General features: G+C 66.4%; 19 protein-coding genes. 11 read left to right on the top strand and 8 right to left on the bottom strand.

The features are described from left to right. Positions 1–2: 2 nt before the first annotated feature. From C3Y92_RS12640 to C3Y92_RS12590, 11 genes are all read left to right on the top strand, one after another. The gene (locus C3Y92_RS12640; protein ID WP_129353057.1) at positions 3–488 is read left to right on the top strand and encodes a Fur family transcriptional regulator; all 486 of its coding nucleotides are present in this window, start codon (positions 3–5) and stop codon (positions 486–488) included. Positions 489–535: 47 nt separating this feature from the next. Continuing rightward, positions 536–1,504: a GDP-mannose 4,6-dehydratase gene (locus tag C3Y92_RS12635; protein WP_129353055.1), complete on the top strand. Its 969-nt coding sequence runs from the start codon at positions 536–538 to the stop codon at positions 1,502–1,504. After that, positions 1,501–2,592, top strand: a complete 1,092-nt coding sequence (gmd, locus tag C3Y92_RS12630) for a GDP-mannose 4,6-dehydratase (protein WP_129353053.1) — start codon at positions 1,501–1,503, stop codon at positions 2,590–2,592. Before C3Y92_RS12635 ends, gmd begins: the two co-directional genes overlap by 4 nt. An 83-nt stretch (positions 2,593–2,675) precedes the next feature. Continuing rightward, entirely contained in the window at positions 2,676–3,023 is a 348-nt protein-coding gene (locus C3Y92_RS12625) for a hypothetical protein (RefSeq protein WP_129353051.1), read from the top strand. Between the two features lie 107 nt (positions 3,024–3,130). Then, positions 3,131–5,680 carry a TIGR03960 family B12-binding radical SAM protein gene (locus C3Y92_RS12620; protein WP_129353049.1) on the top strand — a complete coding sequence of 850 codons (2,550 nt, stop codon included), beginning with the start codon at positions 3,131–3,133 and terminating at the stop codon, positions 5,678–5,680. 138 nt (positions 5,681–5,818) lie between these two features. After that, a complete protein-coding gene (locus tag C3Y92_RS12615) occupies positions 5,819–6,547 on the top strand; it encodes a class I SAM-dependent methyltransferase (RefSeq protein WP_129353047.1) in 729 nt (242 codons plus the stop codon). An 86-nt stretch (positions 6,548–6,633) separates the two neighbouring features. Next, on the top strand, positions 6,634–9,258 hold the full coding sequence (locus C3Y92_RS12610) for a M16 family metallopeptidase (RefSeq protein ID WP_129353045.1): 2,625 nt from the start codon (positions 6,634–6,636) through the stop codon (positions 9,256–9,258). A gap of 119 nt (positions 9,259–9,377) precedes the next feature. Beyond that, complete coding sequence (locus tag C3Y92_RS12605) at positions 9,378–9,761, top strand: OsmC family protein (protein WP_129353043.1); 384 nt, start codon at positions 9,378–9,380, stop codon at positions 9,759–9,761. Positions 9,762–9,902: 141 nt separating this feature from the next. Beyond that, positions 9,903–10,919, top strand: coding sequence for a transglutaminase-like domain-containing protein (locus C3Y92_RS12600; protein WP_129353041.1), 1,017 nt, complete (start codon positions 9,903–9,905; stop codon positions 10,917–10,919). Between the two features lie 164 nt (positions 10,920–11,083). Then, entirely contained in the window at positions 11,084–11,737 is a 654-nt protein-coding gene (locus C3Y92_RS12595; RefSeq protein ID WP_129353039.1) for a 4Fe-4S dicluster domain-containing protein, read from the top strand. Beyond that, complete coding sequence (locus C3Y92_RS12590) at positions 11,734–14,763, top strand: molybdopterin dinucleotide binding domain-containing protein (RefSeq protein WP_129353037.1); 3,030 nt, start codon at positions 11,734–11,736, stop codon at positions 14,761–14,763. Before C3Y92_RS12595 ends, C3Y92_RS12590 begins: the two co-directional genes overlap by 4 nt. Before the next feature lie 68 nt (positions 14,764–14,831). Here C3Y92_RS12590 and C3Y92_RS12585 read toward each other — a convergent pair whose 3' ends face one another. The 8 genes from C3Y92_RS12585 to C3Y92_RS12550 form a co-directional block, all read right to left on the bottom strand. Then, entirely contained in the window at positions 14,832–15,314 is a 483-nt protein-coding gene (locus C3Y92_RS12585) for an ion channel (protein WP_129353035.1), read from the bottom strand. Positions 15,315–15,439: 125 nt separating this feature from the next. After that, positions 15,440–17,173, bottom strand: coding sequence for a phosphoenolpyruvate carboxykinase (ATP) (locus tag C3Y92_RS12580; RefSeq protein WP_129353033.1), 1,734 nt, complete (start codon positions 17,171–17,173; stop codon positions 15,440–15,442). Positions 17,174–17,251: 78 nt separating this feature from the next. Beyond that, on the bottom strand, positions 17,252–18,850 hold the full coding sequence (locus C3Y92_RS12575) for a sigma-54-dependent Fis family transcriptional regulator (protein WP_129353031.1): 1,599 nt from the start codon (positions 18,848–18,850) through the stop codon (positions 17,252–17,254). Further along, positions 18,847–19,449, bottom strand: coding sequence for an indolepyruvate oxidoreductase subunit beta (locus C3Y92_RS12570; RefSeq protein WP_129353029.1), 603 nt, complete (start codon positions 19,447–19,449; stop codon positions 18,847–18,849). The genes C3Y92_RS12575 and C3Y92_RS12570 overlap by 4 nt, the downstream gene beginning before the upstream one ends. Further along, positions 19,446–21,287 (bottom strand): indolepyruvate ferredoxin oxidoreductase subunit alpha, encoded by a 1,842-nt coding sequence (iorA, locus tag C3Y92_RS12565; protein WP_129353027.1) that lies wholly within the window; start codon positions 21,285–21,287, stop codon positions 19,446–19,448. The genes C3Y92_RS12570 and iorA overlap by 4 nt, the downstream gene beginning before the upstream one ends. A gap of 106 nt (positions 21,288–21,393) precedes the next feature. Continuing rightward, positions 21,394–22,059, bottom strand: coding sequence for a tetratricopeptide repeat protein (locus tag C3Y92_RS12560; RefSeq protein ID WP_129353025.1), 666 nt, complete (start codon positions 22,057–22,059; stop codon positions 21,394–21,396). Positions 22,060–22,202: 143 nt separating this feature from the next. After that, positions 22,203–23,732 (bottom strand): hypothetical protein, encoded by a 1,530-nt coding sequence (locus C3Y92_RS12555; RefSeq protein WP_235669480.1) that lies wholly within the window; start codon positions 23,730–23,732, stop codon positions 22,203–22,205. Positions 23,733–23,902: 170 nt separating this feature from the next. Further along, positions 23,903–24,892 carry a chemotaxis protein gene (locus C3Y92_RS12550; protein ID WP_129353021.1) on the bottom strand — a complete coding sequence of 330 codons (990 nt, stop codon included), beginning with the start codon at positions 24,890–24,892 and terminating at the stop codon, positions 23,903–23,905. Positions 24,893–24,918 lie beyond the last annotated feature (26 nt).

Below are 24,918 nucleotides of genomic sequence, written 5' to 3'. Positions count from 1 at the left end.
CCATGGACGCCGCGCTTCACGAGAGCTCGTCCCGGATGTTGGCCCGGGCCGGCATCGGGGCCACGCCGCTGCGGCTGGCCGTGGTCGGGGCCATGGCCGGGGCGGGCAGGGCGCTGCCGGCCGGGGATATCCTGGCCCTGGTGCGCCGACTGCGCCCGGCCAACCGGGTGACGCTCTACCGGATTCTCGATCTGCTGGTGGAAAAGGGGTTGGCCCGCCGCCACAGCGCCGGGGACCGGGCCCAGCGCTACTGCCTGGAGCCCGGGACCGCCGGAGCGCCCCATGGCCATGCCTACTGCGTGCGCTGCGGGGCCATGCAATGTCTGCCCCAAGGGGCCGGTCTGGCCGACGTGGCCGCCCTGGGCGCCGGTCTGGCCATGGACGTGCTGGCCGTGGAGGTGCGCATCGACGGCGTGTGCGCCGCCTGCCGGGAGTCCAAAAGCCGCCCGTCCGGCGCGGCTGTTGACGGCGACCCGGGAAACTCCTAGAAGATGCGCTTACGCGTAACCGCCCCTCCCTGGATGCCATTTCGCATATGAAGCAAGCCCTCATCTTTGGCGTGTCAGGCCAGGACGGAGCCTATCTGGCGCAGCTTCTGCTCCAGAAAGGCTACCGGGTGGCCGGAACCTCCCGCGACGCCCAGATGGCGTCTTTTGCCAGCCTGGCCGCCCTTGGCATTGGCGAGCAGGTCGAGGTCCATTCCGTCACCCTGACCGATTTTCGCAGCGTCTTGACCGTGCTGGCCAAGGTCAAGCCCGACGAGATCTACCACTTGGCCGGCCAGTCCTCGGTGGGCCTGTCCTTTGACCAGCCCGTGGAAACCTTCATGTCCATCGGCGTGGGCACGCTCAACCTCCTGGAGGCCGTGCGCTTTCTCGGCGCGCCGGCCAGGCTCTACCACGCCTCTTCCAGCGACTGCTTCGGCGATACCGGCGGCGAGCCGGCAACCGAACTCACGCCCTTTGCCCCGCGAAGCCCCTATGCCGTGGCCAAGGCGGCGGCTCATTTCGAGGTGGCCAACTACCGGGAGGCCTACAAGCTTTTTGCCTGCAACGGCATCCTTTTCAACCACGAGTCGCCGCTGCGGCCCAAGCGTTTCGTCACCCGCAAGATCGTGGCCGCCGCTGCCCGCATTGCCGCCGGCTCGGGCGAGACGCTGCATCTGGGCAACATCGACGTGGCCCGGGACTGGGGCAACGCCCGGGAATACGTTGAAGCCATGTGGCTGATGCTCCAGCAGGACGTCCCGGAAGACTACGTCATCGCCACCGGCCAGACCATCACCCTGCGCCAGTTCGTGGCCGAGGCCTTCGCCGCCCTGGGCCTGGACTGGCAGGACCACGTGCAGGTCGATTCCACACTTTTTCGGCCCGCCGACATCGCCGTCAGCCGGGCCAATCCGGCCAAGGCGGCGCAGGCGCTGGGCTGGAAGGCGACCATGGGACCGGCCGACGTGGCCCGGGCCATGGCCGTCCACGAACAACAGGAGATTCTCCAGAAATGAAAGGCAAAGTCGCGCTCATTACCGGCATAACCGGCCAGGATGGGGCCTATCTGGCCGAACTGCTGCTCAAAAAGGGCTATGAAGTCCACGGCATCAAACGCCGGGCCTCCCTTTTTAACACCCAGCGAATCGACCATCTCTACCGCGATCCCCACGACATCGGCCGCAAGTTCACGCTCCACTACGGCGACCTGAGCGACTCGACCAACCTCATTCGCATCATCCAGCAGGTCCGCCCGGACGAGATCTACAACCTGGCCGCCCAGAGCCACGTCAAGGTGTCCTTCGAGTCTCCGGAATACACCGCCGACGTGGACGCCCTGGGCACGTTGCGCCTGCTCGAAGCCGTGCGTATCCTGGGCATGGAGAAGCACACCCGCTTCTACCAGGCCTCCACCTCGGAACTCTACGGCCAGGTCGTGGAGACGCCCCAGACCGAGAAAACGCCCTTTTATCCGCGCAGCCCCTACGCCGTGGCCAAGCTCTACGCCTACTGGATCACGGTCAACTACCGCGAAGCCTACGGCATGTACGCCTGCAACGGCATCCTGTTCAACCACGAGTCGCCCCTGCGCGGCGAGACCTTCGTCACCCGCAAGATCACCCGGGCCATGGCCCGCATCAAGCTCGGGCTCCAGGACTGCCTCTACCTCGGCAACTTGAGCGCCCTTCGCGACTGGGGCCACGCCAAGGACTACGTCGAGATGCAGTGGCTCATGCTCCAGCAGGACGCCCCGGACGATTTCGTCATCGCCACCGGCCGCCAGCATTCCGTGCGCGACTTCGTCAAGATGGCCGCCGCCGAACTGGGCATCTCCATCCGTTTCGAAGGCACGGGGGCCGACGAGAAGGGCTACGACGCCAAGACCGGCGCCTGCCTGGTGGCCGTGGACCCGCGCTATTTCCGCCCCACCGAGGTGGAGACGCTGCTTGGCGATCCCACCAAGGCCCGGCAGCGCCTGGGCTGGGTGCCCAAGATCACCCTGGAAGAGATGGTGACCGAAATGGTGCGCGCCGATCTGCGCGACGCCGAGCGCGACGCGCTGTGCAAAAGCCAGGGATTCGCCGTCTTCGACCTCAACGAATAGCGTCCGGCCGGCCTTGACAAAGGCCAAGACCGTATCGATTTCAACGCCTGGCGCGAAGCGCCGGACATCAAGGAGAATGCCCCATGGCTTACGACATCCGACTGGTCAAACTCATCAACGGCGAAACCGTCCTGGGAAAATGGGACGAGGCCGCCAATAAGCTCACTGAAATCGCGCTGCTCCAGACCATTCCCTCCCAGCAGGGCGTGCAGATGATGCTTTTGCCCTTCGGCTACCCCTTTGAGACCGAGATCGGCGGCGAGATCGACGGCGCCCATATCCTGTATCAGTTCAAGAAGTTCCCCGACGAGCTCCAGACCCGCTACCTGGAGGCCACGAGCAACCTGACCCTGTCCACCTCAGGCGACCTCAAGAATCTGTCGTCCCTGGCCGGCAAGGGCGGCAACATCTCGAATCTGCTCAAGAAATAAGTTGTTTGTCCGCGCCGCCGTCTTGGGAGAAACCCGGCGGCGGCGCGTCTTTTTTTCCTGGCCGCCTGGCCACGACCCCCCGGCCTGTTGCCGGCCGGAGACCATCCATGCGCGAGCTCGTTTCCCGTATCCAAAAGCCCACCCAGTACCTCGGCGGCGAATGGGGCCGCACGGCCAAGGACCCGTCCACGGTGCGCGCCCGTCTGGCCCTGGCCTTCCCGGATTTTTACGAAGTCGGCATGTCCTATGTCGGCGGCCGTATTCTCTATGAAGCCGTCAACCGGGTCGAGGGACTGGCCGCCGAGCGTGTCTTTGCTCCGGCCGACGATGCCGTGGCCGTCATGCGCGAGACGGGAACCAGCCTTGCCACCCTGGAGTCCGACACGCCCCTTGCCGCCTGTGACGTGGTGGCTTTCCATCTCACCCACGAGCTGTGCTACACCAGCGTGCTGCACCTGCTCGATCTGGCCGACATTCCCTTCCGCAGCGCCCAGCGGGCCGGGCAGGGCGGCTGGCCCCTGGTGGTGGCCGGCGGCGGCTGCGCCTTCAACGCCGAGCCCATGGCCCCGTTTTTCGACGTCATGGTCCTTGGCGACGGCGAAAAGGCCATCGTCGATCTGTTGACCGCCGTGGCCGACGCCCGGGTGAGCGGGGCGAGCCGCCGCCAGCTCCTGGAGACCCTGGCCGCCATGCCCGGCTTTTACGTGCCGGAATTTTTCGAATTCGACCCCGAAACCGGAGTGCGAAGCCTGCTTCCTGGCTACGAGCGGGTGGACAAGGCCATTGTGGCCGACCTGGACACGGCCCCGTTTCCGGCCTGCCAGGTGGTGCCCTTTGCCCAGGCCGTCCACGACCGCCTCTCGGTGGAGATCGCCCGGGGCTGCACCCGCGGCTGCCGTTTCTGCCACGCCGGCATGGTCTACCGCCCGGTGCGCGAACGCAGCCTCTCGACTCTTGAAAGTCTTGTCGGCGAGGGTCTATGCCGCACCGGCTACGAGGAGCTGTCCTTCCTCTCCCTGTCGACCGGCGATTTTTCGGCCCTGGAAAGCCTTTTCGCCCAGAGCATCGACCGCTGCCGCCGCGAGCAGGTGGCCGTATCCTTGCCGTCGCTGCGGGCCGGGACGCTGTCCGACTCCATCCTCGACATGATGGCCGGCATCCGCCGCACCGGAGCCACCATGGCCCCGGAGGCCGCCACCCAGCGCCTGCGCGACGTCATCAACAAGGGCATCACCGAGGAGGACATCCTCTCCCACGCCGCCCGGCTGTTCGAGCACGGCTGGCAGCAGGTGAAGCTCTACTTCATGATCGGGCTGCCCACGGAAACCGAGGAAGACGTCCACGGTATTTTCGAGCTGGCCAAAAAGGTGCTGGCCCAGGCCCCCAAAGGCGTCAAGCGCCTTCAGGTCACGGCGGCTATCTCGCCCTTTGTGCCCAAGCCCCACACGCCCTTTCAGTGGCACGGCCAGATCAGCCTGGAGCAGATTCGCGCCCGGGTGGGCTACCTGCGCGACCTTTTCGCCAGCGACCGCCGGCTGACCCTGCGCTGGCACGAGCCGGAGATGAGCTTTCTGGAAGGCGTGTTCTCCCGGGCCGGCCGGGAGCTGGCCCCCGTGGTCGAGGCCGGCTGGCAGAAGGGCGCGCTTTTTTGCTCCTGGGTGGACCGCTTTTCCCTGGCCCCGTGGCTGGAGATTTTCGCCGAGGCCGGGCTTGATCCGGCCGACTGGCTGGCCGAGCGCCCGGTGGACAAACCGCTCCCCTGGGACCATCTGTCCTGCGGCGTGTCGCCGGCTTACCTGCGCCTGGAGCGCAAGCGGGCGCTGTCCGGCACGGTCACGGCCGATTGCCGCTTCGGTGACTGCACCGGCTGCGGCGTGTGCAACGACGCCGGCCGCAAGAGTTCCCTGACCGCCGAGGCGGTCATCAAGCCCCGGCTCAATCGTCCGGCCCTGGAGCGCGAGGCCGTGGCCGCGCCGCCGGCGCCGCCCCGGGAAGACATCACCCGCAAGGCCGCCCATTTTCGGGTTTGGTACGCCAAGGAGGGCAGCGCCATTTACTTAAGCCAGCTTGAGCTTGGCCGGGTCATCGAACGCTCCCTGCGTCGGGCCGGACTCAAGCCGAGCTTCTCGGCCGGCTACCATCCGTTGCCCCAGATTTCCTTTGGCCGGGCTTTGCCTGTGGGCGTATCCAGCCGGGCCGAGTGGATGGGGCTGTTCCTGCGCGAACCCATTGCGCCCGAGGAATTTGCCGCGCGCCTGAACCCCAATTTGCCCGAGGGCTTGACCGTGGTCGGGGTGGATGAGCTGGCCGGAGGGCGCAAGGTGGCCCATCCGGTGATTGAAACCTTTGAGCTGACCGTGTCGGACGACCAGGCCGAGGCCTGTCTTCGAGGCTTCGAGGCTTTCGAGGCGGCCAATACCTTCCCCGTGACCTGGGAATCCAAGAAAGGGCCGCGCACCCTGGACGCCAAGACCGTGGTGTGGGGCGTGCTCCCGGCGGGCCCAGGCCGCGTACGCTTTTCCTGCGATTTTTCCGAGACCTATTTAAGCCCCTTGCGTTTGGTCGAAGCGGTCTGTCCGGGGCTTGTCCGGGGGCGCTACGGCTTGCGAAAAACCACGGTCACCTTTGCCGACGGCGGCTCGTTTCCACTTTCGTGAAGGTTTTTTAAGTTCCCTTTCCTGCCAAAAGTCCGCACCTTGCCTTCGGGCATCGTTCGTCCAAGGGAAATCCGGGCTTTGCCGGGGACCGCATACGGTTGACTCCCACGAGGTACGGACGATGGAAGGAGGTCGAAGATGCTGGATGCCAAAACGCATTATGAACAGTTGTTAGCGCGCCATTATTCACGGGCCATGGGGGGCTTTGAGGCCAAGGCCGCGGAAAACGGGGCGCTTTTCGACCGCCTCGGGATCGTGCCCCGCACTTCCGGGCGAGCGGTGGATATGGGCGCGGGGTCGGGTTTTCAGAGCCTGCCTTTGGCCGAACGGGGGTTTTCGGTTACGGCCGTGGACTTTTCTCCCACTCTCGTGGCGGAGCTTTCCCAGCGCACGGCCGGGCGTAAGGTCACCCCGGTTCTTGGCGATATCCGCGACGTCGCAGCCTTGGTCGGCGAGCCGGCCGAACTGGCCGTCTGCATGGGCGACACCCTGGCCCACCTTGGCTCGCTTCAGGAAATCGGAGCCTTTTTGGCGGCGCTGCGCGCCTCGCTTGAGCCCAGGGCGCGTTTGGTCCTCACCTTTCGCGACCAGCAGCGGGCCTTGACCGGCACGGATCGCATTTTGCCTGTGGCCAGCGATGACGACTTTCACTTCGTTTGTCTCTTGGACTACGATGAAGACGTCATCACGGTTACCGATATCGTCCATTATCGCGCTGTTTCGGGCTGGAACATGGAAAAAAGCGCCTATTGCAAGGTGCGTTTGCGCCAACCCGTTGTGGTGGAGATGCTCAAGGACGCCGGTTATGTCGTTCTTGTTGAGGAAATGACACGAGGACTTGTCACCATCGTTGCCCAAAACGACTGATGCAGCGTTTTATCTCTCCGTCGCGTCCGTCAAAGCGGCATTACCTCATGCCGCTGTTCCAACCGCCGCCAGAGGAGCACATGCCCATGCGTTGGCGTACTTTGTTTTTTTTTGTAGCCGTCGTTCTGACGCTTTCCACGGCCGCCTTCGCGGCCGACGCCCCCAAGGTCGTCAGGCTCCAAAACGGGCTTACCGTCATGACCATCGAGGACGACCGATTCCCCTTGGCTTCGGTGCGGCTTTTTGTCCATGCCGGGTCGGCCTACGAGACGCCCAAGCAGGCGGGCCTCAGCCACCTGCTGGAGCACATGGTGTTCAAGTCCACGGAAAAGCGGCCGGCCGGCCAGGTGGCCTCGGACATCGAGGGCGCGGGCGGCGAACTCAACGCGGCCACAAGCTTTGACAGCACCATTTATCGGGTGGACCTGCCGGCCGAGCGCTGGCGGCTGGGTTTGGACGTGGTCAAGGACATGATCTTCGGGGCCAAGTTCGACCCGGCCGAACTGGACGGCGAAAAGCAGGTGGTGCTCTCCGAGATCGCCCGTGGCCGCGACGACCCGGACAGCCGCCTGTTTCAGCTGACCCAGGGCCTGGTCTGGCCGGGGCAGGGCTACGGCCGGCCGGTCATCGGCTATCCCGAGACGGTTTCGGGCTTTACCGACAAGGACCTGCGCGACTACGTGGCCGAGCGCTACCAGCCCCAGTCCATGCTGCTGGTGGTGGCCGGCAAGGTGCGCGCCGACGAGGTGCTCCTGGAAGCCGGGGCGCTTTTCGGCGAGCTGCAAAACGACCGGACCGTGACCCCGCCGGCCTTGTATGCCGCTCCCGTGACGCTCGCGAAGTCGGTGGCGGTGGAATACGGCCAGTGGGGCAAGGTGCGGCTCCAGGTCGCCTTCCCCATGCCGGCCCTGCGCAGCGCCGACGAGGCCGCCCTGGACGTGCTCTCCGGGCTTTTGGCCGGCGACGAGACCAGCCGGCTCTACCGCGCCTTCAAGTACGACAAGCAGCTCGTGGACGACATCTCCTGCGCCGCCATGACCCTGGAGCGTTCCGGGCTTTTCATCATCGACGCCACCCTGGACGCCAAGAATGTGGCCGCCTTCTGGCAGGGCCTGCTGGCCGATCTGGCCAAGCTGTCCGGCGCGTCCTTTAGCGACAAGGAAATCGAGCGGGTCAAGCGCAACGCCGAGGATGGGCTGTTCGGGGCCAAGGAGACCCTTTCCGGCTTGGCCATGAAAGCCGGTTACTTCCAATTCTACGGCTACGAGCCGGGCGGCGAGGCCAACTACCTGCGCGCGGTGCAGCTCGTTGACCGCAAGAGCCTGGGCGACGTCATTGCCGCCGCGTTTCGCCCCGAGCGTCTGACCGTGGCCGCCCTGGTCCCCAAGGCCGATGAAGCCGTGGTCACCGCCGCCAGCCTGGAGGCAACGGCCGGACGCGTCTGGCCGAGGCCCAAGGCGGCCGAGGTAGCGACCGTCGCCGCCGCCGACAAGACCGGCGCGGAAGTCGTGTCCCTGGGCCAGGGCCGCACCCTGGTCCTTTTACCCGACGCGACCCTGCCCTATGTCTCCATCTCCATGGTGTATAACGGCGGCGACGCCTTGCTGGCCAAGGATCGACAGGGATTGGCGGAGCTTACTTCGAGCAGCCTGACCAGCGGCACGGCCAAGCGCTCGGCCAACGCCGTGGAAGATTATCTGGCCGACCGTTCGGCCTCGATCTCGGCTGCCTCGGGCCGCGATTCCTTCTCGGTCGGGGCGCGCTTCCCCAGCCGCTTCCAGACAGACCTGTACGGCCTGTTCGCCGAGGTGCTGACCGCGCCAGCCTTTGCTCCGGTCGAGATTGCCCGGGACGTCAAGGATCAGCTCGCGGCCATTAAGGCCAAGGAAGACGAGCCCATGGGCCTGGCCTTCCGCCGCATCTTCCCGTTTTTATTCGGCGACTCCCCCTACGGCTACATGCGCCTGGGCCAGTCCGCTTTCGTGGCCAAGTTCACGCCCAAGGACGTGGCCGGCTTCTGGAAGGACCAGCAGGCCATGCCCTGGGTCATGGCCGTTTGCGGCGACTTCGACGCCGCCGCCGTGCGCCGTCTGGCCGACACCCTGGCCAAGGCCGGCGGACCGGCCAGACCCTTCGCCTTCCCCGTGCCGGCCTGGGGCCAGACCCGGGACGGCGTGGCCACGCTCACCGAGCGCAACCAGGAACATCTGTTCATGATCTTCCCGGTGCCCGGCAGCGATTCCCCGGAAACCCCGGCCCTAACACTTTTAAACGAAACCCTGGCCGGACAGTCCGGTTTGCTCTTTACCCGCCTTCGCGACGGCGAAAACCTCGGCTACTCCGTCACCTCCTTTTTGTGGCAGTCGCCCCAGGCCGGGTTCCTGGCCTTTTACATCGGCACATCCCCGGACAAGGCCGAGGCGGCCCGGACCGGCTTTGCCGAGGTGGCGCAGCAGCTGGGCTCCACGCCGCTGCCTGACGAGTTGATGCTTCGCGCCAAAAACGTCATGGCCGGCGATTACTACCGCGAGCGCCAAAGCCTCAAGGCCCGCAGCAGCGAAGCGGCCAATGCCCTGGCCCGGGGCTGGCCCCTGGACCGCGAGCGGCAGCAGGTCGAGGCGGCCCAGCAGGTCTCGGCCGAAACCCTCAAGGAACTGGCCGGCAAGTATCTGCTGCCGGAAAAGGCCTACATCTACCGCGTCAAGCCCTGACGCGACAGTGCAAACCGTGTAAAGCCTCGGAAAAGCCCCTGCCGGCGACTGTCGGCAGGGGCTTTTTGCTGGCTATTGCCTGGCGATTGGGACAAGAAACAGGAAAAGGAGACAGGCGTATGATTCAATGCCGAGGACTTCCCACGCCGTTGCAGGTGGCCTTTGGCAACGGCCAATTCACCGGCCTGTGCGACGCTACCCCGGACAAAGGCGGGGCTGGCCAGGGCTTTCGGCCCCATGAGCTGTTGGAAGCCGCTCTGGGCTCCTGCCTGGTCATGATCATGACCAAGTTCGCGGCCAGCCATGACATTCCCCTGGCCGGCGTCGCCGTGACCGTGACGCTTGACCGCTCGGTCCCGGAAACGGCGGCCTACGCCTGCGCCATTGCCCTCGAAGGGGACCTGACGGACGATGACCGCCGCCGCATCCTGCGCGCCGCCCGAAGCTGCCCGGTGCGCCGGACCCTGGGCTGCAAGGCGGTGGTGACCGACGCCTTGGCCTGAACGTGTTATGACGCTACGTGATGCATGGCCGGGGAAGCGATAGTAACAAACGATTGGTGAACCGCCTGCCGTCTGTGGCATAAGGCACGATCCTTTGAGAATTGGTGATCGTGAATCCTTTTGCCCTTGTTGGGAGGTCCCATGCGTTTGCGTTTTGCCTGCGCCCTGGTGTTGCTTGTCGCTTTGTCCGCCCCGGCCCTGGCCGAAACGGTGCGCGGTGGAACCGTCACCTACACGGTTGATGTCCAGGCTGCGGCCGACGCCCAAAATGTGCGTCTGTGGCTGCCGTATCCTCTTTCCGACGCCAACCAGGACATCAGCGACGTGCGCCTTGGCGGCAACTTCGAGCAGTCCGGCGTCTACCGCGACCCGGCCAGCGGCGCGGTTTCCCTCTACGCCCAGTGGAAAGAACCCAAGGAACAGCCCAAGTTGACGCTGTCGTTTCACGTCGATTCCCACTACGCCAAACTGCCCCGGCTCGTGGACAACGGCGGCCCCATTCCGGTCGAGGTCGTTCCCTATCTCAAGCAGGTGGGCCTTACGCCCCAGGATGAGAAGTCCTTCGCCGCCATGGCCAAGGAGGCGACCAAGGGTCGCAAGGGCACGCTGGCCAAGGCGCGCGGCGTTTACGAATGGGTCATCGCCCACACCTACCGCGACAACGACGTGGTGGGCTGCGGCCTGGGCCAGCCGGGCCGCACGCTGTCCAGCTGCAACGGCGGCGGCAAGTGCGCCGACATCAGTTCCGTTTTTGTGGCCGTGGCCCGGGCCGCCGGCATCCCCTGCCGCGACGTGTACGGCCTGCGCATGGCCGCCCCCAAGACCGGAACCATTACCGGCGACTATCACTGCTGGGTGGAATTCTATCTGCCGGGCACGGGCTGGGTTCCGGTCGATCCCGCCGATGTGCGCAAGATGATGCTGGTCAACAAGCTGGAACTCAAGGACGCCAAGCAGTGGGTGGAGTTTTTCTGGGGCGGGGACGACCTGTTCCGCATCGCCCTGGAACGCGGGACCACCGACGTAACCCTGGCTCCCAAGCAGGCCGGCCCGCCGCTGACCTACTACATGTATCCCTTTGCCCAGGTCGATGGCCGCACCCTGGATTTCTTCAGCCCCAAGACCTTTGCCTACACCGTGGAATTCAAGGCCGACTAACGTCGCGTCTCTGAATCTTCGGCGTATGGTTTAAGGGAACTTCGTCGTTTTCGCGCGGCTCCAGCGAAATGGCCCGTGTCCGTTTCACGGATGCGGCACGACACCCGCTAATCCCCTCACGGCCGCGTCCTGCCTGGGCGCGGCCGTTGCCCAGGAGGTACTCCATGCCGACCAGACGCATGGTTTTGCGCCAGGGTCTTGGCGCTTGCCTGGTTGCCGCCGTCCTGCCGGCGACAGGCCTGGCCGCCGAGGTGCCGCCCCCCGACTACGCCATGATCATCGATCTTGGCCGCTGCAACGGCTGCCTGGCCTGCGTGGTGGCTTGCCAGGAACATAACGACGCCATGCCCGGGGGCTTTCCCACCAAGGTGGAGGAGACGGAGGATACGTCCGGTCCCTTTGCCGTGCTGCGCTTCCTGCCGACCCTTTGCAACCAGTGTCGCGAGGCGCCGTGCCTGCCGGTCTGCCCCAACGGCGCGGTGCGCCGTGAGGCCGACGGCATCGTGGTCACGGACCATAAGCGCTGCACCGGCGCAGGGGCCTGCGTGACCGCCTGCCCTTACGGCAGGCGCTTTATCGACAGCCGCACCGGCAAGGTCGACAAATGCGATTTCTGCCGGGAACGTCTGGCCAAGGGGCTAGTCCCGGCCTGCGTGGAGGCTTGCCCCACCGGAGCCCGGTCCTTTGGCGACCGCAACAATCCGGCCGGGCTTTTTGCCGACCATTTGGCCGCCGGCGGCTTGCAGCCGGAGAGGCCCGAGCTTGGGCTTGAAGGGGCCGTGCTGTATCGGCCGGCCAAACGCAAGGAGGCGTCATGACGGGCGAGGGCAACAACGGCCAGGGCGAACTGAATCGCCGCCAGTTCCTGCGCCGGGTCGGCCAGGGCGCGGCCGTGGCCGCCGCCGGGACGATCCTTGGCGACGCCGCTTCGGCCCAGGCCGGGACGACTCCCCCGGCTGACGGCGAGACCAGGGTGGTCCATTCCGTGTGCCTGGCCTGCAACGCCGTGTGCGGTGTGCGCGGCGAAGTGCGCGGCGGCCGGCTGCAACGGGTTTCGGGCAATCCCTACCATCCCTACAACATGGCCTTTGACCCCATCGACCAGGACACGCCGGCGGCGGATTCCCTGGCCGTGCCCAGTCCGGTGTGCGGCAAGTGCCAGGACACGGCCAACCATACCCAAAGCCCCTATCGCCTCGTGCGGCCGCTCAAGCGCTGCGGCCCACGCGGCTCGGGACAATTCGAGCCCATCGAATGGGACCGGCTGGTGGTCGAGATCGCCGAGGGCGGCCGCCACTTCGCCCATATCGGCGAGGAGCGCCACGTTCCGGGCATCAAGGACCTGTTGAGCGACGAGCCCATTGAGCCGGCCGCCCCGGAGCTGGGCAGCCGCCGCAACGGTCTGGTCTTTGTCACCGGCCGCCTGCAAACCGGCCGCCAGCAGTTCATCGACCGCTTCGTCAAAGGCGCGGTGGGCTCCGCCAACCGCATCGGCCATACCGACATCTGCGGCCTGGGCTTTCGCATGGGGAACTTTGCCCTGACCCAGGGCAAGGAGATCGAGCTCAAGGCCGATCCGCTCTCGGCCGCCTACATCCTGGTCTTCGGGGCCAATGTCTACGAGGCCCTGCAACCCGGCATCAACACCTACGGCGCGCTCATGGCCCGCAGGCAAGCCGAGGGGAGCCTGCGCTTTGCGGTCATCGATCCCCGGGCCACCCGGGCCGCCGTCCACGCCGACGCCTGGCTGCCGGTGCGTCCCGGCCGGGACGGGGCCCTGGCCCTGGGCCTGGCCCGGGCGCTGCTGGACGAAAACCTGTGCAACCTGCGGTATCTGAGCGCCCCCTCAGCCAAGGAAGCCAGACTGCGGGGATTTGGTTCCTGCACCAACGCGCCCTGTCTGGTCATCGTCGATCCCAGGCATCCGGAAAACGGCCGCATGTTGCGCCTCAAGGACATTGATCCGTCCAAGGGCGGCCAGGCGGGCGAAACGCTCATGGTCCTTGACGCCGCCGGCCGGGTGGTCGCGGCCGAGGCCACAGGCGAGGCCGTGCTGGAGGGCAAGGCCGTGGCCACCGACTATTTCGGCAATGCCTGGCAGGTCGAAACCGCCTTTTCCCTGCTGCGGGCCGGCATCGAGGCCCACTCCGTGGAGACCTACGCCGCCGAGGCCGGTGTGGATGCGGCCGAACTGCGCCGTGTGGCCCGGGACTTCGCCGCCGCCGGCACCCGCGGCGCGGTGACCCAGTACCACGGGGCCGGCAACTACATCTGCGGCGTCCATGCGGCCTATGCCGTGGCTCTGCTCTCGGCCCTGGTCGGGAGCCCGGACATGCGCGGCGGCTATCTCAAGGGCGGCGGCGGGGCCGGGGACTGCGAGACGGGGCTGTACAATCTCAAGGAGTTCCCGGGCCAGCGCAAACCTGGCGGCGCGGCGATTTCCCGCGAGAAATTCGCCTATGAAAAAACCAGCGAGTACAAGAAGAAAAAAGCTGCCGGAACCAATCCCTATCCGGCCAGGCTGCCCTGGTTTCCTTTTTCCGCCGGCGGCCTTTCCAATGAGGCCCTCATCGGCCTGGACGCCGGCTACCCCTACAAAGCCGAGGTGCTTTTCACCTACCTCTACAACGGTGTCTATTCCGCCCCGGGAGGCTTGCGGTTCAAGGAAACGCTCCTTGATCCCGGGCGCACGCCCCTGCACGTGTCCATCGACACGGCCATCAACGAGACCAACATCTACGCCGACTACATTGTGCCCGACCTGTGCTACCCCGAAGGCCACCATGGCTGGCTCACGCCCCATGCCCCGGCCCTGCGGTTCACGGCCGTGCGCACGCCCATGATGGAGCCGCTGACCGGCCGGACCGCCGACGGCCGTCCGTTCGGCACGGAAACCTTGCTCATTGATCTGGCGCTGCGCCTGGGCCTGCCCGGCTTCGGCGACGCCGCCATTCCCGGCGCCGACGGCGCGACCCATCCGTTGCGCACGGCCGAGGACTTCTATCTGCGCGCCTTCGCCAACTTGGCCCACAACGCCAAGGCCAAGCCAGCCACCGACGCCGACGTGGCCTTTGTGGAGGGCAACTATCCGATAGCCGCCCGCAAGGGCCTGCTGCCAAACGACCAGTGGCGGGCCGTTTGCCGCATCCTGGCCCGGGGCGGGGTCTTCAGGCCTTACGAGGATGTGTTCGAGGGAGAGCGTTTCACGCGCGGCATCGAGCGCTACATGGTCTATAACGAGACCCTGGCCCGGACCAAGGATTCCATGACCGGCCGGCGGTTGCCGGGCACGCCCGTCTGGATGCCGCCCCAAACCGGCGACGGCACGGATCTGGCCAATACCGACCGCGACTATCCGCTGACCCTTGTCACCTACAAGCGCCATCTGCACACCCAATCGCGCTCGCTGTGGTATTCCCGGGCCATGGCCATCGTGCCGGACAATGCCGTGGAGATGCACCCCGATGACGCGGCCGGGCTGGGGTTGGCCCAGGGGGACCGCATCCGCCTGGCCTCGGCTTCCAATCACGAAGGCGTGGCCGGACGGCTGGAGCTTACGCGCATGGTTCGCCCGGGCTGCGTGGCCGTGTCCTTTCATTTCGGCCACACCCAGTTTGGCGGCACGGCCCTGGCTGTCAAGGACGCGGCCTCGGTTTTCCTGGGCGGGAGCGCCGTCGCCGACGGCGACCGGCTTGTGCCCAGGCAAGCGTATCGGGCCGGCATCAATCCCAACGACGTGGCCCGGCTCGATCCGGCCCTGGGCAATACGCCGCTGACCGACGCCGTGGCCGGCATCCCGGATTTCAGCAGCACCAGGGTGCGGGTGACCAAGGAGACAGCCTAAACGGAGACAGCTTCGAGGCTAAGACGAGAAAGCGGGGCCGCGAAGCGGCCCCGCTTGGCGTCGGGCGACTACTGGCGCAGCTTGTCGGTGGTGATCATACGCACGAGGATGACGATGAGGCAGGCGGTGAACACCCCCAGCGACAGATAGCCGAAAAAGGCTTCCGAGGCGGCCAAAAGCCGCAGCTGGGGCGTGGGCATGCAATCGGCGCAGCCGGTGTTGGTAAACTGCGACACGCTGAAATACAGGCAGTCGCGGAAGGATTCCGTCGGCTTGCCGTTGCACAGGATCTGGAAGGCCATGAACGTGCGGGCGTAGCCGGCAATGACGCAGGCGGCGTAGACCGGCAGCGCCGCGGCCAGGATCACCAGGCTGCGGAAGAGCACCAGCGACAGCAGGATGAGCGTGGGGAAGGTGACGGAAAAGGCAAAGGCCAGAAAGATGATCTGGTCGGGCGTGGGGGCCTTGGCCTGGCTGATGTAGACCAGGTAGCCCAGAAAGGGCAGCGAGACCGCAAGCCCGATAAGGCCCAAAACGGAGCGCAGGCTCATGGCGTGGGTCCGAAACCGGCCGCAAGCCTCCCGAAGGAAGCCTGCGGCCGGCGGTCATGGCGGTGGGCCGTGCAAGGGTTCATGCGGCGGTCTGGCTCTGGAGCGTCAGGCGGCCAGGCCAGGGCCTAGGCCCGCACCATGAGGGCGTTGACCAGGCGCATGAGCAGATCCGGCCGGTTGTGTAGGTCGGAATTCTGCAGATAGACGCGGCGTTGGTGGAAACGGTCCTTGAGGGTTTCCAGGTAGCGGTCGCGGTTTTCCACCCGGGAGGGATCGTAGAGCGCGGCGTAGCCGGGCAGGAGCTTTTCCACGCTGTCGGCCTTGGGCAACTGGGCGCCGGGCAGCAGATCCCAGTCCTCCCACTCCAGGCGCTCCAGCAACAGGGCCGTTTGCAGCGTCAGCGAGCTTTGCAGCGGAATCTTTTGCAGCTCGCGATCGGAAGTCTTCCAGAACCCCACGGAATTAAACGTGTAGCCCACGGCCCCGGCCTCGAAGACCTTGACGAAGGCTTCCACGTCCTTCCACAGCTCATACACCCGGAAAGGATTGGCGAAAGGCTCGAAGACGAGCTTTTTGAGCTCCTCCTCGCTGACGTTTTCCGCCAGATTGCGCCGGGTCATCAGCGACGCGCCCATGGCCACGGCCAGATGCTTGTCGGTGAAGCGCACCACCGGCGGCAGGCAGGTGTCCTTCATGAGCCAGACCATGAGGTTGGGGAAGGAGCAGCGGTTGACGTAGGCCCCAAGCAGGTCGCGGTCAATAAGCGCCCGGCCGTTGGGGTTGCGCACGTCCTGGCCCAGGGGCAACACCTTGTCGCCGACTTCGGTCAGCCCCAGGTTCATGGTGGAGATCATGTAGCGCCAGTCGGGATGGCCCGTGGGGCGCGAATCGGTCTTGTCGAACAGGGTCGGTTCCCAGACGCGGCAGACCTTGTTTTCGCAGTCGATCTGGAAGGCGTCGTCGTGGAGCACCACCTTGGAAAACCCGGCCGGCAGGGTGCCGCCGTTGTCGTGGGAGTTGGTGTGCGACGACTTGCCCGTGCCGGACAGGCCGAAAAAGGCGATGGAGCGTTTGCCCATGTCCTGGGCCTTGGCGTCGGCGCAACCCGAGAAATCGATTTCCTTGATGCCGCCGTGGCAGGCGGCCAGGCCCAGACGCATGCCCGAGGTCCAGGCCAGGGTCAGCGTGCCTTTCTTGCGTTCGCCGAAGTAGCGCATGCCCAAATTGAAGATGACGTTGGCGTCTTCGTCGACCAGGGCCAGTTGGGAGCCGCCGGCATTGTGGTAATACGGGTCGGTGGTGGTCCAGTGGTTGAAGCCGACCACCAGGATGTCGGGAATGGGCAGCTTGGGGCTTTTGGCGTAGGCCTCGGCCAGCTCTTCATAGGGCGTGAAATTGGCCAGCCAGTTGAAGATGTTGACCGCATCGTCTTCGGTGCCGACGATGGTGGCCTTGATCATGAGATCGGCGTCGAGGCCGAGGATCGCTTCGGCCTTGATCAGCGGATAGCGCTGCATGGCGTAGACAGCTTCACGCAGGTCGGACTCGACCTTGCGCCGCTCCACGGCCTCCATGCGGGTGTAAAAGCGCCGGGCCAGGGCCGTGCGGCCGACGATGCGGCCGTGGCAGTTATTGAGCACGGTGGCCCCTTCGGGCAGGCCCAGGCGCTTGGCCGCCGGCGGGTAGACGGGCAGATCGGTGTCCATGACGTCGTGCTGGCGCTTGGCCAGTTCGTAGGCCTCGGCGGCCGTGACCTTGCGGACGCGCTTGTCCAGGCAAAGGGTCTGGGCGATGGAGCGCAGCGGCGGCATTTTGGTCATGTCGTCGCGGTAGTAGTCGTGACTGGCGAGGCTTGCCATGAACCCTCCTGTGGGGCGGTGAAGTGACGTCAGTTTCTACGCGTTTGCCAGGTGCGGGTAAACCGTTTTCGTTTTCTGTCAGCCGCGTCGTCCCGGAGTGAAGCGTTTGGGATCGATGGCGTATTTTTTGACCTTGTAGTTGACCACGCGGTAGCTCTCGCGCAGGTCCCGGGCGGCCTGATACATGTTGCCGCGGGCCTTCTTGAGGGCTTCGACAAGCAGTTCCTGCTCGAACTTGGCCACGGCCTCGCCAAAGGACAGCGAGGGTTCGGTGCCGGAGGATTCGCCGGTCTGCAAGGTGGGGGGCAGATGGTAGGTGCGCACCACGGCCTCGTCGCAAAGGGTGGCGGCGCGCTCCATGCAGTTGGCCAGTTCGCGGACGTTGCCCGGCCAGTGGTACTGGCTTAAGAGATCAATGGCCGGCGTGGAGATGCGGCGCACGCTCTTGCCGGTGCGCTGGGAAAAGTCTTCCAAGAAATGTTCGGCCAGGGGCAGGATGTCGCCCATGCGGTCGCGTAGCGGCGGCACGTAGAGCGGAAACACGCCCAGGCCGTAGAAGAGGTCTTCGAGGAAGTCGCCCTGGGCCATGGCGTCTTCCAGGGAGGCGGTGCTGGCGGCCAGCACCCGGGCGTCCACGGCCACGGGCGCGTCGCTGCCGATGCGGGCCACGGCTCCTTCCTGGATGACCTGAAGCACCCGGGACTGGGCTTCCAGGGACAGTTCCTCGATGTCGTCGAGAAAGACCACGCCGCCCTGGGCCAGCTCGAAAAGGCCGCGTTTGGAGCGGGTGGCCTTGGAGCGCTCGCCCTTCTGGACGCCGAAAAGATGTTCCATGACCGCCTCGGGCGGCATTTCGCCGCAGCCCAGGCGCAGAAACGGCCGATGGCGGCGGTTGCCCTGGCTGTGGAGCCAGCGAGCCAGGCACTCCTTGCCCGTGCCTTCCTCGCCGCGCAGGAACACCGGGTCTGAGGAATCGGCGGCCTGGGAAATCTGGCGCAGGACCAGGCGAATGCTCTTGGACACGGCCACGGGCTGGGCCGGGGCCGCCTCGGTCGCGGGTTCCTCGGCGGAGACGGCCACCGGCTGGGCGGCGGCCACGGAACGCCGCGACAGATCGAGCTCGTCGCGCAAGCGCAGGGCGGCGTTGCCGAGGATGCCGCCGACCACGGCCAGCACTTCTCGGTGGGCCTCCAAAAAGACCATGGGGGCCTTGGGCAGATCGACGCTCAGCGCCCCGATGACGTCGGACGAGCCGACCGGGGCGAAACCCTCCACGTGGCCGTCGGGCATGGGCACGGTGACGGGCACGCAGATGTGGGACAGGTTGGAGAGTTCCTCGGGCGGCCGGCCGATGAAGTCGGGATGGTCCTTGACGTCCTGGAGGATGAGCGAGCGGCGCGAGCCGATGACCTGGCCCATGGTGATGGGGGCCGGACCATAGAGGTGGTCCAGGCCCTGCTGGCGGCCGTGGGAGAGCACGATGCGCGCCCCTTGTTGGGGCAGATCGTGGAGCTCCAGGCAGGCCCGGCGGTAGCCCAGGGCCTCGACCAGCACGGCCAGGGCGTTTTCCAGGCCGCGCCGCACCGCCCGGCCAGGGCCGGTCAGCGCCACGATGCGCGACAGCGCGCCGTAAAACGCCGGTCCGGCCCCGTCGAAAGACGTCAAGGAATCGATCACGCCGCCTGGCCCGCCTTGGCGGCCTCGGCTCCCAGGGCCAGGGCCTTGAGGTTCACGTCCACCAGCTTGGGTTTCAGGTACTTCTCAATGGAGCGAGTGAGGTCGGCCACGCCAAACGGCAGCGCGCCGCAGGCCGCCGCCGCGCCTAAAAGCACAGTGTTGGCGGCCTTGGCCGTGCCGGCCTGCTCGGCCAGGCTGATGCAGGGGACCAGCACCACCTGGGCGGCGAAACCCTTGGCGGTTTCCAGCACGGCCTCCAGGGGCGGGTAGCACTCCCGGCCCAGGCACACGCCCACGGGTTGGAGGGCTTCGCTGTTGCCGACGACAAAGCCGCCGCGCCTAAGCATCGGCAGGCCGCGCAGGGTTTCCAGCAGTTCGAAGCCCAGGATCACGTCGGCCTCGCCCGGGGCGATGATGGCGCTTTTGTAGCCGCCCACGAGCAGGGTCGATTCGACCACGCCGCCGCGCTGGGCCATGCCGTGGATCTCGCCCGAGGTGACGGGCAGGCCGGCGTCCAGGGCGGTGCGGGCAAGAAGGGTGGTGGCGGTCAGGGTTCCCTGGCCGCCGACGCCGGTGAAAAAGATGCGGGCGCGGGTCATTTCGCCTCCTTCTTGCCGGGCTTGAGGTCCGGTGAGAGCTGGACGCAGAACATGCAGCCGTCGCACTGTTCGGCGTTGATGGTAAACTGGCCGTCCACCATGGCAAAGGCCGGGCAGGCCAGATTGTCGCGCACGGTCAGGCAGGCGGCGGGATCGCCAGCCACCCGGGCGGGCAAGGTCTTTTTGGCCTGTCCCACGCGCCGGGCGTGGATGGGGCAGGGGTATTCGGCCACCAGCACGCGCGGGCCGGTCTGCTTGGACAGCTCGGTCAGGGCGGCCAGGGTCGCCTTGTGGTTGAGGGGATTGACCTTGACCGGCTCCACGCCGCAGGCCCGGATGAGGGCCATGAGGTCCACCGGGTTGGGGTTTTCGCCAAAGATGGTGGTGTCCACGCCGGGATTGGGCTGATGGCCGGTCATGGCCGTGGTCCGGTTGTCGAGGATGACGATGAGCACGTCGTGGTTGTAGGCCACGGCGTCAATGAGCCCGGTGATGCCGGAGTGGAAGAAGGTGGAGTCGCCGATGAAGGCCACCACCGGCTTGCCCGAGGCCCGGGCGAACCCGGCTCCGGTGGAGATGGACGAGCCCATGCACAGGAGAAAATCGGCGGCCCGGAAAGGCGGCAAAAAGCCCAGGGTGTAGCAGCCGATGTCCGAGGAATAGACGGCGGTGTCGCCGTAGACCTCGCGCACGGCGTAGTAGGCGGCCCGGTGGGGGCAGCCGGCGCAGAGGTTGGGCGGCCGCCGGGGCAGGTCGCCCGGCACGGTGAGCGCCTCGACCACGGCGGCGGGCTGGCCGACGAAGGCCCTCACGGCCTGGCGGACATTGGCCGTGGAGAACTCGCCCAGACGGGGCAGGTGTTCGCTCTTGCCGAGGATTTCCACGCTGATGCCGCGCGTCTGGGCCAGGGCGCGGATCTCGTTTTCCAGCACCGGTTCGAGTTCCTCGACGATGAGCACCTTTTTGCAGGCGGAAAGGAACGCGGCGATGCGGTTTTCCGGCAAGGGGTAGGTCAGGCCGAGTTCGAGCAGGCGTACCTTGCCGACGAGGCCTTCTTCTTCCAGGACGTCGGTGAGATAGTTGCGCGACACGCCCGAGCTGATAAAGCCCAGTTCGCCCGCGCCGGATTCAACGTTGTAGGGCGAGGCGTCGGCCTCGGCGACCAGGCCGTCGAGGATGGCCCGCAGGCGCTTGTGCATGACCCGGGCCGAGGCCGGCAGGGGCACATACTTGGCCGGATCCTTGACAAAGGGCTTTTCATAAGGTGTGGCCGGCAGGTCGCCGGTGACCACCGGGCCGCGCACGTGGTTGACCCGGGTGGTGGTGCGCAGCAGCACCGGCGTTTCGAGCTTGCGCGAAAGGAGCATGGCGTCGCGGGCCATGTCCTTGCATTCCTGGGCCGTGGCCGGCTCGAAGCAGGGCAGGCCGCCCAGGCGGGCGTAGAGGCGGTTGTCCTGCTCGTTTTGCGAGGAATGGCAGCCCGGATCGTCGGCGGACAGGAGCACCAGCCCGCCCGGGGCCGAGACGTAGGCCAGGGTCATGAGCGGATCGGCGGCCACGTTGACGCCGACGTGCTTCATGGTGCACAGGGTCGGCAAACCGGCCAGGGTCGCGCCGCCGGCCACTTCCAGGGCCACCTTCTCGTTGACGGAATATTCAAAGTAATAGGGTGCGCCCTGGCTCAAGCGGAAAAAGGTGTCCGGCGCCTCGGACGAGGGCGTACCCGGGTAGCAGGTCACAAAGCGCACGCCGCCTTCCAGGGTTCCCCGGACGATGGCTTCGTTGCCGAGCAGCAGCAGGGTGTCGCCGCCCTCGGACTTGAGAAGTTCCTTGCCCACGCGTCAATCCTCCACACATGAAAGGGACGCCGCCGTCGGCGTCCGCGCTCCCTTTTGGGGGAGAGGCAAAGCGTTACGGTCGCGGCCGTGATCGGCCGCGTTCGGACTATCCGTTGGTCTTGGCCGCGCCGGCGGTCTTGCCCTTGAGGTCGGCGATGCGGGCGTCGATGAAGCTGGCGTTTTGCACGTTGCCGTCGGCCTTCATGCGCTCATAGGCGGCCAGGGCCTTTTGCCACTGGCCGGCGGCCTCGGCCGTGACGGCCAACTGGCGGTCGATGGTCATGGCGAAGATCTTGGGGGCCTTGGCGGCCAGGGATTCCAGCACATCCACGGCCTTGGCGTCCTGGCCGGCGCGCGACAGGGCGGCGGCTTCGCCGAGGCCGGCGATGGTCTTCATGCCGGTCGGAGCGGACTTGGCCACGGCTTCGAAGGCGCTGGCGGCCTTGGTGAAATCGCCCAGGCCCTGAGCGGTCTTGGCCAGTTCCAGATAGATGCCGGCCTTGGCTCCTTCGGGAGCGGACTTGGCCAGGGTTTCCAGGGCGGCGACGCGGTCCGCGCCGGCCTTGGTGGTGATGATCTCGCCCAGAGCGGCCTCGGCCTTTTCGACCTGCCCCTTTTGGTAGACGCCAAACAGCGCGTAGCCGCCGGCGGCCACGAGTACGATGGCGGCGGCGGCCAGGGAATGCCGCCAGTACTGGACAGGAAGGCGCAGCGCGGCGGGGATGTCGGACGGTTTGGCCGAGCCGTGTTGCGAAGCGGGAGAATCAGTCATGGAAACGCCTCCAAAGCGCGTACGAGTTTCGCGAAAAGGAGGTCAATTAAGCACAAAGGGCCGGGAGTGTCAAAAGGCGTGGGGCCTCAAACGGGCCGGTTGGCCGGCTTTTCGACGGACAATGGCCGCTTGGGGCGAACGGGCTAGGCCGGGTCGGCGGACAGGGCGGCAAAGGCCGCCCCCACGAGTCCGGCCTCGGCCGAGGCTTCCTCGACGAGGATGCGCCCGGCCGTGGCCGGGACTAGGGGCCGGCCGGCGGCAAAGGCGGCGTAGCCGTCGCTTAGGGCGGCAAAAGCCGGGCTGTCCAGACGGTTGGCCTGGGAGCCCATGACCATGATCGCGCCAAGGGGGCGGTGGGCGTGGATTTCGGCGGCCAGCATGGCCAGATGTGCGCCGAGGATTCGGTAGATGCCGGCGGCTTCCCGGGCGGCCTCGGGGTCTTCGCCTGTAAGCCGGCTGTGGAAAAAGGGGATGGCGTCCTCAATGCCCAGGCCATAGCGAGCCAGAAGCCCGAGTTCATGGGCGGCGGCGGCCAGGCCGTAATGGGAGAGCGGGTGGCGCGGGGTGGAGAATAGCGGTCCGCCCGGCCGGGAGGGAACGGCCCGGATGGCCAGCCAGCCGAACTCGTCAAATCCCGGCGGGCTGTGGCCGTCGGCGTCCAGGCAGTGGACGCAGGGGCAGGCCCCCAGGCGCAGGGTCAGCAGATGGCCGCTGCCGGCGGCCGTCTTGCCGCCGGCAAAGTGGAAGGCAAAAAGCGCCTGGGCCCGGCCGTCGTTGACCAGGACCGCCGGCCGGCCCGGAAAGGCTCGGGCGGGCGCTTCGTGAAGAACCGTGGCCGCGCGGTCAAGCTCGCCCTGGGAGCAGGCGGCGAACAGTCCGAATTCGGCCACCGGCAGCGGCCGGCCGTCCAGGACCGTGGCGGCGAGGCTTATGCCCACGGCTTCGACGCCGTCGGTCGCCTGGCCCAGATCAGACTGTACGGCGGCCAGGATGTCGGCGATTTCCGCTGTCAGGCAGCAGCGCGTCAGGTCGAGGCAGGTTTCCCGGCGACACAGGCGTTCCACGACGCAGCCGCCGTCCCTGGTGAGGCGAATAAGTCCCCAGCTCGTCAGGTGTTGGCCGATGTTGACGGCCAGCGCCAGCCCCGGCCGTGCCTGCCCGGGCTTTTCCCCGCCTGTCGCGCCGCCGTGTCCTCGGGCTTCGGGCAGGCAGCCATCGGTCTGGCTGGCGTTGATGGACAGGTCGCGGCCAAAGGCCGACTGCACGAGGCCATGCAGGAAATAGAGGGACATGTTGGAAAAATCGTCGAGCCGGGCGAGAAGATTGCCGCGAACGGCGGCCAGCAGTCCGGCATCGGGGGCTTTTGGGGTGACTATGTCGATGCCGTGGGCTCCGGCAATGGACAACACGTTGTTGAGCCGGGCCGAGAGGTGCAGTTCGGCGATCCGTCGGGAGCGCGGATCGGCCAGGTCCGGCAACAGCCAGCGTTCCACCACATCCGGGTAGGGCGAGCGTTTGAACACCAGGGCCACGGGCGCGGCCTGGGTCGGGTCAAGATCGGCGAAGGCCTGGGACCAGTCCACGAGATAGGGTGAGACGGCCTGTTCGGCGGCGAACAGGTCGCGGTAAGGGTCGCACAGCATGGAAACCGCCTGATCCGTCCCGGCGGCCATGGAAGGACCGGGGCCGAACCATGGCCCGGACATCGCCGGCGGCCGCCCGAAGCGGGTGATGCCGGATGTGTCTGTCGGGAAGGACAGGCGGTTACGGGGCATGGGGCTACAACACGTCGCGCGCCGCAAAAAAGTGCGAGGACGTGGCCGGACAGGAGGCCAAGGCGGCCTCAGGCGGCGGTTTTCTGACCGAGCTTGCGCTCAATGAGCGCCTTGGCCCGCATGGCCAGCTGGCTGACGTCGGGCTTGGAAATCTGGTCGTCGGCGCCCACGGCCTCGCCTTTGTGGCGCAGCTTGTCGGTAATGAGCGAGGAAAAAAGGATCACCGGCAGCTCGCGCAGGACCGGGTCGTCCTTGATGCGTTTGGTGAGGTTGTGGCCGTCCATGGCCGGCATCTCGATGTCGGCCACCATGCAGTGGACAAAGTTGGAAAGGGGCTGGTGTTCGGCCTCGGACTTCTCCTTGATCTGACTGAGGAGTTCCCAAGCCTCGCGGCCGTTCTGCACGGCCGTAACGTCGAAGCCGGCCTTGTTGAGCAGATCTTTTAACATCTCGCGCACCAGCACCGAGTCGTCGGCGACCAGGGCCCGATAGCGGCTGGACGAGTTCCATTCGATGCTCATGTCCAGGCGTAGCCCCAGGCTCGGGTTGAGGTCGGCCACGATTTTTTCCAGATCCAGAAGAAAGACGATTCGGTCTTCCAGCTTGACCACGCCGGTGATGGAATCGCCGCTCATCTTGGATACGTAGCGGTTGGGCGGCTCCACCGACTCCCAGCTCATGCGGTGGATGCGGGTGACGCCGGAGACCAGAAACGAGGACGTGACGTTGTTGAATTCGGTGACAATGACCTTGGGCGAGGCCGTGTCCTGGCGCTGCTTGTCAAGCCAGATGGAGAGATCCACCAGGGGGATGATGTGGTTTCGCAGATTAAACGCGCCCATGACGCTCGGGTGCGACACCTCGGGCATGGCCGTGACCTTGGGCAGGCGGATGATCTCCAGCACCTTGGCCACGTTGACGCCGTAGTAGCCCCGGTAGTGGCCCGAAGCCTCGGGAGCGTCGGCGGTGAACGAGGAAGCCGTGGGTTCGTCGATGAAAAACTCCACGATCTCCAGCTCGTTGGTGCCGGCTTCCAGGAGAATGTTGGTCTGGGCCATGAGGTTCTCCGCGGTTGAGGCCGCGC

This window comes from Solidesulfovibrio carbinolicus (assembly GCF_004135975.1).
Lineage (GTDB): Bacteria > Desulfobacterota > Desulfovibrionia > Desulfovibrionales > Desulfovibrionaceae > Solidesulfovibrio > Solidesulfovibrio carbinolicus.
Note: the sequence above shows the minus strand (reverse complement) of the source record. Positions and strands in the feature narration are given on the sequence as shown.

Coding starts and splice junctions, on each gene's coding strand:
- C3Y92_RS12640 (WP_129353057.1), top strand. CDS start 3: ATGGACGCCGCGCTTCACGAGAGCTCGTCCCGGATGTTGGCCCGGGCC.
- C3Y92_RS12635 (WP_129353055.1), top strand. CDS start 536: ATGAAGCAAGCCCTCATCTTTGGCGTGTCAGGCCAGGACGGAGCCTAT.
- gmd (WP_129353053.1), top strand. CDS start 1,501: ATGAAAGGCAAAGTCGCGCTCATTACCGGCATAACCGGCCAGGATGGG.
- C3Y92_RS12625 (WP_129353051.1), top strand. CDS start 2,676: ATGGCTTACGACATCCGACTGGTCAAACTCATCAACGGCGAAACCGTC.
- C3Y92_RS12620 (WP_129353049.1), top strand. CDS start 3,131: ATGCGCGAGCTCGTTTCCCGTATCCAAAAGCCCACCCAGTACCTCGGC.
- C3Y92_RS12615 (WP_129353047.1), top strand. CDS start 5,819: ATGCTGGATGCCAAAACGCATTATGAACAGTTGTTAGCGCGCCATTAT.
- C3Y92_RS12610 (WP_129353045.1), top strand. CDS start 6,634: ATGCGTTGGCGTACTTTGTTTTTTTTTGTAGCCGTCGTTCTGACGCTT.
- C3Y92_RS12605 (WP_129353043.1), top strand. CDS start 9,378: ATGATTCAATGCCGAGGACTTCCCACGCCGTTGCAGGTGGCCTTTGGC.
- C3Y92_RS12600 (WP_129353041.1), top strand. CDS start 9,903: ATGCGTTTGCGTTTTGCCTGCGCCCTGGTGTTGCTTGTCGCTTTGTCC.
- C3Y92_RS12595 (WP_129353039.1), top strand. CDS start 11,084: ATGCCGACCAGACGCATGGTTTTGCGCCAGGGTCTTGGCGCTTGCCTG.
- C3Y92_RS12590 (WP_129353037.1), top strand. CDS start 11,734: ATGACGGGCGAGGGCAACAACGGCCAGGGCGAACTGAATCGCCGCCAG.
- C3Y92_RS12585 (WP_129353035.1), bottom strand. CDS start 15,314: ATGAGCCTGCGCTCCGTTTTGGGCCTTATCGGGCTTGCGGTCTCGCTG.
- C3Y92_RS12580 (WP_129353033.1), bottom strand. CDS start 17,173: ATGGCAAGCCTCGCCAGTCACGACTACTACCGCGACGACATGACCAAA.
- C3Y92_RS12570 (WP_129353029.1), bottom strand. CDS start 19,449: ATGACCCGCGCCCGCATCTTTTTCACCGGCGTCGGCGGCCAGGGAACC.
- C3Y92_RS12560 (WP_129353025.1), bottom strand. CDS start 22,059: ATGACTGATTCTCCCGCTTCGCAACACGGCTCGGCCAAACCGTCCGAC.
- C3Y92_RS12555 (WP_235669480.1), bottom strand. CDS start 23,732: ATGGCCGCCGGGACGGATCAGGCGGTTTCCATGCTGTGCGACCCTTAC.
- C3Y92_RS12550 (WP_129353021.1), bottom strand. CDS start 24,892: ATGGCCCAGACCAACATTCTCCTGGAAGCCGGCACCAACGAGCTGGAG.